Raw genomic sequence first — 14050 nt, forward strand, 5'->3', positions numbered from 1 at the left:
TTTTTTGTATATATTTACTTCTATTAGCGGAATCTAACTAAAAACTTGTTAAAAAGGAAGTTAGGTGGGGAAATTGTTAGAGTTGAAAAGTACCTTGTTTGAAGTTATGAAGGAAATCAGGGATGAGTTAGGTTCACCTAATGATTTAACGATTAGAGAAGTGGCTCTTGCGGGAAGTTTTACACGTTGTGCGGTTGTTTTTTTATGTGGATTAACAGATAAGGATAATGTTTATAAATATGTAGTTCGTACACTTCAATATGAAGAAGTACCAAATGAAGCAGCTGTTGTTCAAACATTGTTAGATCGTTTTATTTCTATTGCAGAAGTCAGTACGAAAACAACATTTCCAGATATTATAAATGCGATTTTAACAGGAGACACAGTTATATTAATTGATAATATTCAAACGGCTATTGTTATTAATAGTAGGGCTTGGGAGAAAAGAAGTCTAGAACCACCTGTAACAGAAGATTTAATACGTGGACCGAGGATTGGACTAAATGAAGATATTAATGTAAATAAAATGTTAATTCGTCGTAGTTTACGTGATCCAAAGCTACGATTTCAATCTTATATTATGGGGGAAAGATCGCAAAAAGAAGTGACCATAGTATATATAGAAGATATTATTAATCCTTACATTGTAAAAGAGTTAGATCGTCGTCTTCAATCGATAGTGACAGATGTCGTTTTGGAAACAGGTACGATTGAACAATTAATTCAAGATAATAATTTATCGCCATTTCCGCAGTTTTTGAATACAGAAAGGCCTGATAGTATTGTGGCCTCATTAGCGAAGGGAAAAGCGGCCATTTTAGTAGATGGATCACCATTTGCACTTATTGCGCCATTAGTATTTGTTGATATTTTTCAATCGGTAGAAGATCATTATGAGCGCTGGATAATTGGTACGTTATTAAGGGTTTTGCGAATGATTTCCGGTATAATTGCGATTTTAATGCCGGCAATGTATGTAGCACTAGTTTCATATCACCAAGGACTTATTCCTTCTAAATTGGCTTATTCAATTGCAGGTGCGAGGGAAGGTGTACCGTTTCCTGCTTATATTGAAACATTAATGATGGCATTGACGATGGAATTAATAAGAGAAGCTGGAATTAGATTACCGAAACAGATGGGACAAACCATTGGGATTGTAGGTGGCCTTGTAATTGGAGAAGCAGCAGTAAGTGCGGGGATTGTAAATCCGTTTTTAGTCATTATTATTGCGGTTACAGCAATTGCTACATTTTCACTGCCTGTGTATAGCATTACGATTACGTTTAGGGTTTTACTTTTCGTTTTTGTATTAGCCGCGACTGCTTTTGGGCTGTATGGGATTATTTTAGCTCTTATTGCACTTGCCGTTCATATTACGAATTTAAAGAGTGTTGGGGTACCGTATACAACGCCTATTGCTCCTGCGTTTTATAAAGATTGGAAAGAAGAGATTGTCCGCTTGCCGAAGTCAATGTTGAAAGAGAGACCGGAATATTTACAAACGAAAGACTCTACATTACATCCAAAGGAGCGAGAGTAATTGAAACCATTTGAATACGGAGATGAAGAAATTGGATCCCGGGAGCTTGGTTTTGCGGTATCTTCAGCCATTATTGGTATAGGGGCATTATCTATGCCACGAGACGTCGCTACGCAAACTCTATTTTCAGATGGCTGGATTATTTTGCTTGCTGGAGGATTGATATGTGCATGTTTAGGATGGTTTGTAACGAGGGTGGCTATTTTATTCCCAAAACAAAACTTTGTTCAATATACAAGTACACATTTGACGAAACCCGTTGCATACACGATTAGTATCATTTTAGTATTAACGTTTGCTGCTTTGACAGCATATGAATCGCGCATGATTGCAATTATTTCACAAACGTATTTATTTAATGATACACCAGTACAACTATTGTCTTTCTTTTTCCTATTAGTTGTTGTTTATGGAGTAGCAGGATCGAGAGTGGCTTTATTAAGGTTAAACGTTTTATTTTTGCCTATCGTTTTTATTGCAATCGTACTGCTTTCTTTATTGAATGTGAACTTAATGGAAATAGATAATTTACTACCGGCTTTTCAAACGGACGTAAGGCAATATGCTGTAGGAGTTAAAAGTTCTGTTTTTACGTTTATTGGATTTGAGGTAGCTTTGTTTTATGCGGTGATGTTAAATGACACAGCAAAAAAAGCACCATTGGCAGTTGCAAAAGCAGTGATGGTAAATGTGCTTTCGTACATTTTAATTTATATAACTTGTATTAGTGTTTTTACCTATATGACAACTAGGGGACTGACATATCCAACGATTGAATTAGGGAAAGAAATTGAAATTGGAGGAGGATTTTTAGAAAGGTTTGATGCGATCTTTTTTACTACTTGGATTATTACTGTCTATAACACTACAGCAATATATTATGACGTCGCGTCTTTATTATTTTGTGCCATGTTTCCGAAAGTGAAGAAACATATTTTCATTTTTGTAAGTGCCCCTATTATTTTTATGGTGAATATGATACCTGGTAATTTAGACGATTTATCACATTATGGAACTTATTTAGCTTGGATTGATATGGGGCTTGTTGTATTAGCGCCTTTGTTAGTTTTAATTGTATATAAAATAAAAAGAAGGAATGGTAAAAATGAAGCACCTTCTTAAAATTATGATATGTGCTGTTTTGGCTAGTTGGATGAGTGGGTGTTCTGAGTTAGAAGAGATCGAAGAAAGGGGATTTGTGGTAGGGGCGGCTTATGATATTGTGAAAGAAAAGAAATCTAATCCGGTGATGAAGGGTACATATCAAATGGTACTCCCAAGTAAGTTAACGCCACAAGGTACTCAAGGCGATGGGGAGAGTAAAAATTATATTAATGTTAGTGCAAAAGCTGATAGTGTTTTTGAGCAAATACGAATTATTGCTAAAAAAATTAGTCGTTCCTTATTCTTTCCACATATACAAGTGATAATTTTTTCTAAAGAATTACTTTCAGGTCCGTATGTTTTGCAAAATACGTTAGATGTATATATTCGTGATCATGAAATGAGAAGGAATATTCGTTTGTTCGTTTCGAAGAAAAATGCGGAAGCCATTTTAAAACAAAGTGCAAAGCCTGAAAATTTACCGGCGAAATACATTGATATGTTAGCTGATCATCCTCCGAAAAATGCTCAAATGATTGAGGCGGCCAGAATTGGTGAAGTACAGGAGAAAATGATTTCAAAGCAAAGTTTTGCGCTACCTGTTTTAAGTTTAACGAAGCAAGGTGTCCAGATGGATGGGGCTGCTTTATTTCGTGGAAAGGATAATAAGTGTGTTGGAATGATGAGTGGAGAACAAACGTTAGGAATGAACTATGTAATAGGTAAAAAAATTGGAGGTTTTTTTACTATCCGTAAAAAGGGCCAGCTTATTACATATGAAATTCATAAGATACACCGGAAGATTAAAGTGTCTACGGCAAATGCTACAAAACCGAAGTTTGATATTCATTTATCTCTAGATGGGACCTTGGCTGAGTTGCATTTTAGTGATAATAAACAAATTATGAATGAAAATCGATTAAAGAAAAATATTGCGGAGGAAATGGAGAAACGTATCCAAAAATCAGTAAAACTTGTTCAAAAAAAATATAAGGTAGATGTATTGGGATTTGGTGAAGTATATAAGCGGCATAATTATAAAGAGTGGAAAAAAATAAGTAAGAATTGGGATCAAGGTGAAAATTATTTTAGTAACGCTGAAGTAATTGTTCATGTTCATCCTATAATTGAACATTCGGGATCGGCTTTACCGAAGAGAGTGAAATAAGGTGATGTAAGTTGTTTACTGGATTAGGAATTAGTTGCGCGATATTGATGGCGGTTCTTCCAGGAGCTATATACTTTATTCATAAAAAAATTACAACGTATGGAGCGCAGCCGTGGAAAGAAAAAAAGAAACCTGAATGATTTTCAGGTTTCTTTTATGCACTAAGCATATGGTGAAGGGGGATACCTTCTATGTATGCTTAGCTTTTATACAAGCCCTAACCAATGTACCAATTGTGTAGAGAGGAATGTAACAACAATGGCAATAACAGTAGGGATTGCAAACGATAAGAATGTCCATTTTGCACTTTTTGTTTCTTTATATATGTTAACCAGTGTTGTCCCGCATGGGAAATGAAGAAGTGAGAACAACATTGTGTTTAACGCAGTTAACCAAGTCCAACCGTGTTCTAAGAATAGATTTTTAATTTGATTAAAATCATCTATTTCAGTTAAAGCGCCAGTTGATAAGTAAGACATTAATAAAATTGGAATAACAATTTCATTAGCTGGTAGTCCAAGAATAAACGCTGCTAGAATAAAACCGTCAAGACCTAACATTTTCGCGAATGGATCTAGGAAGTTTACAAAGTGCATAAGTAAGCTAGTGTCACCAACGAAAATATTAGCAAGTATCCAAGTTAATACAGCGGCAGGTGCAGCTACAATTACAGCTCGTTTTAAAACATATATTGATTTATCGAGCGTTGAACGCACAATTGTATTCCAAATTTTTGGCTTGCGGTATGGTGGTAACTCAAGTGTGTAGTGAGTTGGAACGCCTTTTAAAGCTGTTTTTGATAGTACCCAAGAAACGGTTAATGTCATAATAACACCAATTACAACCATTCCAACTACGACACTTGCAGTAACAAATGTTTGCATGCTACCTGTATAACCAGCAGCCATAAATAGTGAAGCCATTAAAATTAACATAGGCCAGCGACCGTTACAAGGAACGAAGTTGTTTGTTAAGATTGCAAGCATACGTTCACGTGGTGATTCAATAATACGTGTCGACATAATGGCAGCTGCATTACAACCAAATCCCATTGCCATTGTTAAAGATTGTTTACCGTGTGCACCAGATCGCTTGAATAAGCGGTCCATATTAAATGCGACACGTGGTAAATATCCGTAGTTTTCTAATAGGGCGAACATAGGGAAGAAAATGGCCATAGGTGGTAACATAACACTAATAACAGCTCCGATACCACGGAATAAACCAAGTATTAAAATGCCATGTAACCATTCAGGTGCATGCATTGCTTGGAACCAAGATGTTAAATATCCTTCTGCCCAGCCGAAGAACTCAGCAAGCATATCAGATGGTACGTTAGCGCCTGCAATTGTAAGATAAAAAATGATAGATAAAATACCGAGCATAATTGGGAATCCCCAGATTGGAGATGTGAAAATTTTATCTAGTTTTTCGGAACGATATAATTTATCAGTATTTGTATATTGAACAGATTCTTTACATATATTTGCAGATGTTCGATAAATATCTCCGACAATATCATCTCGTATATCTTCTTTTGAGAGTGTTTGTGCATGTTGGATAATATAGTCTAATGGAAGAGCTTTACTGGCTGAGTGAGATTCCATTTATTACGACCTCCCTTACAAGCGGTTCGTTATGATGTTTTTGAAGTGTAGTTAAGAAATTTTTATCTCCATCTAAAATACGTAGCGCAATCCAACGTGCTGGATACGTATCACCGAACACTTTATAAATTTGTGGTTCTAATTCTTGAATCATATTTTCAATTTTTTCATTATAAGTAATTTTAATTGGTGTAGGAATGAGCCTTTTTGTTGCTACTTTAGTAATGACACTTAGTAAATGTCCGATACCAACTCGATTTCGTGCTGAAATTTTAACTACCGGTATACCAAGTGATTTTGCTAATTTTTTTTCATCAATAACGATTCCCTTTTTCTCTGCTTCATCAATTAAGTTAATACAAATGACTACATCGTTTGTCATTTCCATCACTTGGAGTGCTAAATTTAAATTTCTTTCCATTGCAGTTGCATCTATAACAACCACAGTTACTTCTGGCTTTTCAAATATAATATAATCTCGTGCGACTTCTTCATCTGCTGAATTTGAATACAGTGAGTAAGTTCCAGGTAAATCTATTATTGTATATATATTTCCGTTATGCTCATATTCCCCTTCAGCTTTTAAAACAGTTTTCCCCGTCCAGTTTCCAGTATGTTGTTTTAAGCCTGTTAAAGTATTAAATAATGTACTTTTCCCGGTATTCGGGTTACCAGCTAAAGCAATGCGATGGTTACTCATCTGAAATCATCTCCTATTAATACCCCGAAAATAAGGGAACTTTCTTCACTACGCAGTGCAATAGTTGTGTTGCTTACTTGATAAGCGACCGGGTCTCCAAGTGGACTGCGTTGTAACACTTTAATCGTTGCCCCAGGAATAAAGCCTAAATCTAATAAACGTCGTTTCATAGTTCCTTCTAATTGTATCTTCTCAATTTGTACAAACTCTCCTGTTGTAAATTCGGAAAGTGGTTTTGTATTAGCCGATACCATAAAAGTTACCTCATCTCTATATTTTTAGTTTAAGTTTAAAAAGTTTCCCTAGGTAAACTTTTTGCTACTAATATAGTAGACTACATTGGATGATGCTGTCAATTAGTACTTTAAAAATATTCATTTATTTTTAGAATTGTTCCAATTTATTTGATTGTACCGAAAAATATTACTGAAATTCTTCTTAATGTAAATAAGGTAAGAGCGTAAAAGTTAAAAAATATAGGGGGATTGTAAATATATTTTTAACTTAAAGGGCAAAATAAAGAAAAATATTTACATTGGCTTTACATTGTTAAGAATAAATTTACAATACTGCATGGTTAGTGTGGGTTTTGTTGGCTGTTTTAACTGTAAATGTTGGAATGTCTAGCTTTTGCGGGATGTTATCTCTATTTACTTAAACTTAAAAATTGCTTAACACTCACATAATATTGTTGTCCTACAATGAATTTGTGTTCGAAAGAAGATGAATTCGAAAAGTGATAATCCAAATGGGGGTACAAGACATGGTTATGAAAAAGGGTATTAAATTTTCTTTAGCGGCTTTAGTTGTTGCAGGTGCATTAGTTGGATGTGGAAAAGCAGAAAGTACGGATAATAAGGAAGCTGCTAAAGGAAGCGATAATGCTAAACAAGAATTATCAGGTACGATTGCAGCGGCTGGCTCTACAGCTCTTCAACCTCTTGCGGAGGAAGCTGGAAAGAAATTCATGGAGAAAAATTCAAAAGTTTCTATTCAAGTTCAAGGTGGCGGTAGTGGAACAGGGATTAACCAAGTAGCGTCTGGTGCAGTACAAATTGGTAATTCGGATGTTCCGGCTTCAGATAAAATAAAAGATGCTGAAAAAGCGAAAGAATTAGTAGATAACAAGGTAGCGGGTATCGCATTCGCACTTGTCGTAAATAAAGATGTAAAAGTTGATAACTTAACAGTAAAACAAGTGCAAGATATCTTCACTGGAAAAGTAACGAACTGGAAAGAGTTAGGCGGGAAAGATGAAAAAATCAACGTAATTAATCGTCCAGCTTCATCTGGTACACGTGCTACATTTGAAAAAACAGTTATGAAAGATGCGAAAATTAATGATGGAACTGGTACTACACAAGATTCTAATGGTGCAGTAGAGCAAGCGATTAACTCTACTCCAGGTTCAATCAGCTATTTAGCAATGTCTTACATGGTTGGCGATAAAAAAGGTGCATTGCAAACTGTGAAAATTGATGGTGCTGAACCGAAAGTTGAAAACATCTCTGCTGGTAAATATCCATTCTGGTCTTACGAGTACATGGTAACTAAAGGTGAGGCAAAAGAAGCGACAAAAGCATACATTGACTATGTAAAAGGTAAAGATTTCGAAAAACAAGTAGAAGATATGGGTTACATTCCGATGTCTAAATTAAATAAGTAATAAAATTTTATGGGGCTGGCTGCAAGGCCAGTCCTGTTCATTTCAATCTATGAAGTGGGGTCTGTCCTGTGATGAAGGGGAAAAAACAAATTAATTACGTAAAGAGTGAATATATAGGAAGAACACTCGTTACGTTTTGTGGTATCTTTATTGTTTTTGTTACATTAGCTATTATTGCGTTTATTTGCGGCAAAGGAATTCAATCTTTCACGCAAAGTGGTATCTCATTATCTGAGGTGTTAACTTCGACAAAATGGAATCCAAATGCTGATCAAGGTACGTATGGTGCTGTCATCTTTATTGTTGGTTCGACGCTTGTGTCGTTAGGTGCTGTTGTTATTAGTGCGCCAATTGCTATAGCTCTTGCTATATTCATGAATTTAATTTCGCCAAAGTTTGGGAATAAAGTATTAAAGCCTGTTTTAGAATTATTAGTTGGTATTCCGTCAGTTGTATACGGATTATTAGGGGTTACGATTTTAATTCCTTTATTACGTGATTCGTTTGGGGGAGTGGGCTTTAGTTTAATTGCTGGTATTATCGTCCTAAGTATTATGATTTTACCTACTATTGCTAGTATCGCCTCTGATGCAATACGTTCTGTTCCGTTTGATTACTTGGAAGCTTCTTACGGTCTAGGATCGACGAAATGGCAAGCGATTAGCCGAGTTATTGTTCCTGCTGCAAAACAAGGGATTTTAACAGGTATTGTTTTAGGGTTAGCGCGTGCTTTTGGTGAAGCGTTAGCGGTTCAAATGGTAATCGGGAACACGATTAAATTACCGGAAGGAATATATAGTCCAACAGCAACGTTAACGGGTATTCTAACAATGGATATGACGAATACATTGAACGGAACAGCTTGGAACAATGCGCTATGGACATTAGCGATGATTCTGCTTGTTATTTCATTCCTGTTTATTTTAGTAATTCGAGCGATTGGTCAAAGAGGTGAGCGATAATAATGAATGCAAGAACGGTAAATAAAGTTTGGACGGGTATCTTTTATGCGGTTGCAGCTTTAGTTGTAGCTTTGCTAGTGTTCTTAGTGTTTGAAATTCTGCAAAAGGGATGGGGATTTTGGGATCCTAATTTCTTGTTTGGAGAACCAAGTAATACAAGAGCTGGTGGTGGCATTGGTCCGCAGTTATTCAATTCCTTCTACATGCTTGTTATAACACTTATTATATCTATTCCTCTTGGATTAGGGGCTGGAATATATTTAGCGGAGTATGCAAAACAAGGTCGTTTTTTAAGTTTTGTTCGATTATGTATTGAGACAATGGCGTCGTTACCTTCTATTGTTGTTGGATTATTTGGTTTGTTAGTATTTGTTACAATGACAGGCTGGGGATACACAGTAATGGGTGGTGCTCTTGCTTTAACTATTTTAAACTTACCTGGTTTAACACGTGTTTGTGAAAATGCGATTTCTGAAGTTCCTCATAATGTAAAAGAGGCGAGTCTTGGATTAGGTGCAACAAAGTGGCAAACAATTGCCCGTATTATTATTCCGTCTTCACTACCACAAATTATTACAGGGATTATTTTAGCGGCGGGGCGTATATTCGGTGAAGCTGCAGCATTAATTTACACAGCTGGTTTAACATCTCCGATTTTAAATTCAGCAGCGGACTTCTCAAGTCCGGCGCATCCTTTAAATCCATTTAGACCAGCTGAAACGTTAGCGGTTCACATTTGGAAGTTAAATTCGGAAGGGATTATCCCAGATGCGAAGTTAATTGCGACAAAATCTGCAGCTGTATTAATTATTATGGTATTACTATTCAATATCATTTCACGTTTTGTAGCATCTGTATTACACAAGCGTTTTACAGGAACGAAAAAAAGTCGTAAAACGACGAAGAAGGTAAAAGCGGCATAGGTTACAAAAAAGAGCTCTCTGTTTATAAACAGAGGGTTCTTTTTATGTAGAAGGAATGGACGTAACAATTGTTGAATACGTAACTGAGTGCATAGATATTAGGATGCGAGAGGGGTTTAGATGTGTTTTTTCTGCAAATGTCAGGGTTTCCTGGATCAGGAAAATCGACACTTTCTAAGTATATTGCTAAGTTAACAGGTGCTGTTATTGTAGATCATGACGTCGTGAAATCAGCTTTATTAAAATCATTAGCGACAAAAGGTTTTGAATCAACAGTGGTTGGGGGAATCTCCTATGATATTGAGTGGGAACTGATCAATTTTTTGTTGGAGCAAGAGCATAGTGTGATATTAGATAGTCCATGTCTCTATGAAGGGATGGTTAAAAAAGGAATAGATTTATGTCAGAAACATGGTGCTACATATAAATATATTGAATGTTATCTTAATAATATAGAAGAAATTAATCGTAGGTTACAAACACGTGAACGTAAGATAAGTCAAATTACAAAAGTAGAATCAGAAGTAGCATTTAAAAAATGGCTGGATGGCAGTAAAAGGCCTTTAAATGGTGAATATCTTATTGTAGATTCTGGAGAGCCGCTAGAGCAGTATGGTAAAAAAGTGCTGGATTATATCGGTAGGTAGAGGGTCAAAAGGCGTTATCTTCATAATTGAAGATAACGCCTTTTGGGTTTAAATATCAGGTGTTTCTGTAGAAGTACTTATTTTTCTGCGGGAGCGTCTTTTTCTCCCGATTTTATCTAATAGTTCATACATAACAGGAACAACGACTAGTGTAAGGACGGTTGAAACAGCTAAGCCACCAATTACAACGACGGCTAGACTTTTTGATACCATACTTCCTGCTTGAGATTGCCCGAAGAGAAGTGGTAGCATAGCGACGATTGTTGTTATGGCTGTCATAATAATTGGGCGTAATCGAGTGGAACCAGCTTCTAGTAAAGCTTCTCTTGTTTCCATACCGTTTTCCCGATTTTGTTGAACTCTTTCTATTAATACAATAGCATTTGTAACGACAATCCCGATTAACATTAATGCGCCAATCAATGAATTTACATCAACAGGTGTTCTTGAAATAATTAATCCTAAAATACCGCCGACAGCAGCTAATGGTAAAGAGAATAAAATTGCAAAAGGAGCACGTGCTTGCCCGAATGTGATAACCATAATTAAATATACAATCCCAATTGCAATCCCCATAATTTTAAATAAGTCTGTGAAGTTCTCTTGCATAGATTCAGTAGCACCTGCGATATTTACTTTTGCTCCGTTAGGTAAATCTAAGTCGGTTATCGTCTTGTTTACTTCTGCGCTTACTTTGCTTAAATCTTCACTTGAAGCTTCTGCAGTAATTTGAATCGTTTCTTTCCCATCTTTATGGAAGATTTCCGTTTGAAGTTGTTTTTCTGAAATAGTTGCAACGTCTTTTAAAGGGATTGGCCCATTAATAGGTGATAGTATGTTTGTGTTTAGAATATCTGTTTGCTTGTTAATGGCTTCCTTCTTGTGTTCTATCATAATCGTTGCTTTTTCATTATTAATTGAGATTTCCCCGATAGGTGATTTCTTCATAAGGAATGCTACTTGTTGTGCTGCTAATTCTGGTGTTAAACCTAGTTGCTCAGCCTTTGTTTGATCGATATGAATTTGCCATTCTTTTTTAGATGCTTCTATATTTGTTTTTACCTTAGAGAGAGAGTCCATGCTTTTTAGTTTTGTTTCGACGATGTTAGCGGCCTTTTTTAAATTTGTTTCGTTAGTAGCTGTTACGTTAAATTGTAAGTTGTTTCCGCCGCCAGCGTCAGAGTAACTCGTTTTTATATAATCAAGTTCAGCTGGTTCGAAAGCTGTATGTTCTTTTTTTAACTCTTTAATATATTGGTCGATGTCAGATCCTTTTTTAAAGACTACAAATATAGTTGCAAGATTGTTTTTAGTTGTCTGTCCCCATTGTGCATCTTCTGCGCTGGATCCCATTCGTAAAATAACATCTGTTACATCAGGATTAGAGAGTAGTTTCTTTTCGAAATCAAAGGCTTTTTGTTTTTTAGCTTCAGACTCATAATCGGTTGGAAATGTCATGTTGACGGATAGCATTGTATCATCTTCAGACTTTATATTCGCTTTCGGTAGTAGTATGTAGGCAGCGGTTGATCCTGCGAATAATAAAAAAGAAGTAAGTAGAATGATAAATTTATGAGAAAGAGCCCATTTTAATGTAGCGACATATCGTGGTGAAGAACTCGGCTTACGATGCTTTGTTTTTTTGAGTAGTAAAAAAGCCATAAGTGGAACAACTGTTAATGCAACGATTAAGGAAGATAAAATAGAATATACAACTGCTAATACCATAGGTAACATGAGTTTACCGATTACTCCTGATACGAGACCGATAGGTAAAAAAACTGCGACTGTTGTTAAAGTGGAAGAGGTGATTGCGACAGCGACCTCTTTCGTTGCATCAAGAATAATATCTTTAGAGAAGGTTTCTTTTTGTAAACGACGGAAAATGTTCTCGATTACAACGATACTATCATCGACGAGACGTCCCACGGCAACGGCTAAGCCACCAAGAGTTAGAATGTTAAGTGTAATGTTAGATTGGTGGAGTAAAAACAGTGTTAATAAAATAGATAATGGAATACTGACGACAGCTATGAGTGTTGTTCGGAAGCTGCGTAAAAAGATTAAGATAATTAGAGTTGCAGCAATTGCCCCAAGGATTACTTCTTTTCCCATGCTAGTAACAGCATTTTCAACTTGTTCATGAGTTGAAGCTAGAAGTTTAATAGAAAACTGATCTTTATATTGCTTGCTTATATCTTTAATCTTTTTATCAATCTCTTTTCCAATTGCAACCGCGTTTTTACTCGGCTCTTTCATGATGACTAATCCTGTTCCTTCTTCACCGTTTATGTGCGAGATTGTATCGTAATGTTGTTTTAGTTCAACTTGAGCGACATCTTGTAATTTTACTTGAGGTGTAACGTTGATATTTTTAATGTCATTTACATTTTTTATATCCCCGATGACACGAAGATTGTATTCTTCCTTATTAACCGTAATTGCCCCAGCGGGAGTGGAAGTTTCTTTTCCTTGTAAAACTTTTAATACTTGCTCTGATGTTACGTTTTTATCTTTTAGCTGGTTAGGATCAAGTAAGATGGATAATTCGGAAGTTGACTTTCCGAAATACATGACATTGGCAACACCATCAATACTTTCGAGTTGTGGTACGATTTCTTCCTCGATTTGTTTTTCGTCAGCTTTTGAAAATCCATTTTGCTTCTGGATGGTAATTTGAGCAAGTGGGATCATAGAAGTGTTTAATTGGCTAACTACAGGCTTAGTTACATCTTTAGGCAATTTAACCGTATTAATTGCTTTTTCAACTTCGCGTGCCGCGTCTTTCATATTTGCCTTGGATGTATATGCGATGTCGATGCGTGATAATCCTTCATTTGTGGAAGAAGTGATGCCATCGATATGTTCTAAATTGCGAAATTGTTTTTCGAGAGGATCAGTTACGCCCTTGGTCATCGTTTCAGCATCGAGCCCTTGAGATAATGTTGTAACAGTTATTGCGGGGTTATCGATGCTTGGTAAAAATTCCATAGGTAATTTAGAACCGGAATAAACGCCGAGTATGGAAATGAGAAAAACCATGATAATGATAGCGGCTCGGTTTTTTAATGAAAATTTTGTTAACCTATCCATAAGATAATTCCTCCATTAGTTTATTTATAGTTTTTTGGGCACTCCCTTACTATATAACAAAAAATGGATATTTTTCATTAATTAAATGTAAAAAAATTCTAACAATAATCTTAAGTTAATATTTCGAGGGGATTTCGTTATTTGTGAAGGAAGATTCCTGATTGGTGAGAAAAAGCACTAATTAAAGTTTTGCTTTAGGATAGTTGTTTCGTTTCTTATAACTAACTTATTTTGTTACTTTACGTTTAAATGTGTACTTTTCCATCTTAAGTAGAGTCGTGGTTATTACGAAATTTAAAAGGAAGAGGATTAAAAGTCAGGAACTTATTGTGAAATACCGCTTGGGTGATGGTAGTGTATAGTAACTTGTATACAATCAAAATAATTGTTTTAAGTAGAAAGGATAATGGTCCTTTCTATAGAAGAAAGTAGGGAAAGGGAATTTTTTTTGTGTTTTTTATAAAAAGCACTTGTTATTTCAAAATCATGATGGTATATTAATAAACGTCGCTGATGCGGAAACGCAGAAAACGACAAAAAAGAAATTAAAAAACATGGTTGACATCGAAAAATGAAGATGTTAATATGATGAAGTCGCTTCTGAGCGACGGACAAGTTCTTTGAAAACTGAACGAAA

Annotated in this window: 12 protein-coding genes; 8 read left to right on the plus strand and 4 right to left on the minus strand. The window is 35.7% G+C overall.

Going from position 1 to position 14050, the window contains the following annotated elements:
- The first annotated feature begins 64 nt into the window (after window positions 1–64).
- From VK90_RS04820 to VK90_RS31050, 4 genes are read left to right on the plus strand one after another with little or no spacing between them, the layout of a single operon-like run.
- Window positions 65–1543, plus strand: a complete 1479-nt coding sequence (locus VK90_RS04820; RefSeq protein ID WP_156185354.1) for a spore germination protein — start codon at window positions 65–67, stop codon at window positions 1541–1543.
- Window positions 1544–2665, plus strand: coding sequence for an endospore germination permease (locus tag VK90_RS04825; protein ID WP_002174923.1), 1122 nt, complete (start codon window positions 1544–1546; stop codon window positions 2663–2665). It abuts the gene before it with no gap.
- Window positions 2649–3815, plus strand: coding sequence for a Ger(x)C family spore germination protein (locus tag VK90_RS04830; RefSeq protein ID WP_048370829.1), 1167 nt, complete (start codon window positions 2649–2651; stop codon window positions 3813–3815). The genes VK90_RS04825 and VK90_RS04830 overlap by 17 nt, the downstream gene beginning before the upstream one ends.
- Window positions 3816–3826: 11 nt before the next feature.
- Window positions 3827–3955: a hypothetical protein gene (locus tag VK90_RS31050; protein ID WP_082147787.1), complete on the plus strand. Its 129-nt coding sequence runs from the start codon at window positions 3827–3829 to the stop codon at window positions 3953–3955.
- A gap of 66 nt (window positions 3956–4021) precedes the next feature.
- Here VK90_RS31050 and VK90_RS04835 read toward each other — a convergent pair whose 3' ends face one another.
- Genes VK90_RS04835 through VK90_RS04845 form a run of 3 tightly spaced genes read right to left on the minus strand, consistent with a single transcriptional unit; the run spans window position 4022 to window position 6376 of the window.
- Entirely contained in the window at window positions 4022–5422 is a 1401-nt protein-coding gene (locus VK90_RS04835) for a nucleoside recognition domain-containing protein (RefSeq protein WP_048370831.1), read from the minus strand.
- Complete coding sequence (locus tag VK90_RS04840) at window positions 5400–6122, minus strand: FeoB small GTPase domain-containing protein (RefSeq protein ID WP_048370832.1); 723 nt, start codon at window positions 6120–6122, stop codon at window positions 5400–5402. The genes VK90_RS04835 and VK90_RS04840 overlap by 23 nt, the downstream gene beginning before the upstream one ends.
- Window positions 6119–6376, minus strand: a complete 258-nt coding sequence (locus VK90_RS04845; protein ID WP_002174927.1) for a FeoA family protein — start codon at window positions 6374–6376, stop codon at window positions 6119–6121. Before VK90_RS04845 ends, VK90_RS04840 begins: the two co-directional genes overlap by 4 nt.
- Before the next feature lie 509 nt (window positions 6377–6885).
- Here VK90_RS04845 and VK90_RS04850 point away from each other — a divergent pair.
- The 4 genes from VK90_RS04850 to VK90_RS04865 all read left to right on the plus strand — a co-directional run bounded on the left by VK90_RS04850 (window position 6886) and on the right by VK90_RS04865 (window position 10320).
- Window positions 6886–7788: a phosphate ABC transporter substrate-binding protein PstS family protein gene (locus VK90_RS04850; protein WP_048370834.1), complete on the plus strand. Its 903-nt coding sequence runs from the start codon at window positions 6886–6888 to the stop codon at window positions 7786–7788.
- A 71-nt stretch (window positions 7789–7859) separates the two neighbouring features.
- Window positions 7860–8750 carry a phosphate ABC transporter permease subunit PstC gene (gene pstC / locus VK90_RS04855; protein ID WP_025149865.1) on the plus strand — a complete coding sequence of 297 codons (891 nt, stop codon included), beginning with the start codon at window positions 7860–7862 and terminating at the stop codon, window positions 8748–8750.
- Between the two features lie 2 nt (window positions 8751–8752).
- Entirely contained in the window at window positions 8753–9673 is a 921-nt protein-coding gene (gene pstA, locus VK90_RS04860) for a phosphate ABC transporter permease PstA (protein WP_048370836.1), read from the plus strand.
- Window positions 9674–9795: 122 nt separating this feature from the next.
- Complete coding sequence (locus VK90_RS04865; protein ID WP_048370837.1) at window positions 9796–10320, plus strand: AAA family ATPase; 525 nt, start codon at window positions 9796–9798, stop codon at window positions 10318–10320.
- Between the two features lie 48 nt (window positions 10321–10368).
- Here the strand turns inward: VK90_RS04865 and VK90_RS04870 are convergent, their stop codons facing one another.
- A complete protein-coding gene (locus VK90_RS04870) occupies window positions 10369–13413 on the minus strand; it encodes an efflux RND transporter permease subunit (protein WP_048370839.1) in 3045 nt (1014 codons plus the stop codon).
- Window positions 13414–14050 lie beyond the last annotated feature (637 nt).

It is taken from the genome of Bacillus sp. LK2, assembly GCF_001043575.1.
Taxonomy (GTDB): Bacteria; Bacillota; Bacilli; order Bacillales; family Bacillaceae_G; genus Bacillus_A; species Bacillus_A paramycoides.

What these genes read in the sequence shown, in the direction of transcription:
- VK90_RS04830 (WP_048370829.1), top strand. Translation starts at nt 2,649, where the DNA reads ATGAAGCACCTTCTTAAAATTATGATATGTGCTGTTTTGGCTAGTTGG.
- VK90_RS04835 (WP_048370831.1), bottom strand. Translation starts at nt 5,422, where the DNA reads ATGGAATCTCACTCAGCCAGTAAAGCTCTTCCATTAGACTATATTATC.
- VK90_RS04840 (WP_048370832.1), bottom strand. Translation starts at nt 6,122, where the DNA reads ATGAGTAACCATCGCATTGCTTTAGCTGGTAACCCGAATACCGGGAAA.
- VK90_RS04845 (WP_002174927.1), bottom strand. Translation starts at nt 6,376, where the DNA reads ATGGTATCGGCTAATACAAAACCACTTTCCGAATTTACAACAGGAGAG.
- VK90_RS04850 (WP_048370834.1), top strand. Translation starts at nt 6,886, where the DNA reads ATGGTTATGAAAAAGGGTATTAAATTTTCTTTAGCGGCTTTAGTTGTT.
- pstC (WP_025149865.1), top strand. Translation starts at nt 7,860, where the DNA reads ATGAAGGGGAAAAAACAAATTAATTACGTAAAGAGTGAATATATAGGA.
- pstA (WP_048370836.1), top strand. Translation starts at nt 8,753, where the DNA reads ATGAATGCAAGAACGGTAAATAAAGTTTGGACGGGTATCTTTTATGCG.
- VK90_RS04870 (WP_048370839.1), bottom strand. Translation starts at nt 13,413, where the DNA reads ATGGATAGGTTAACAAAATTTTCATTAAAAAACCGAGCCGCTATCATT.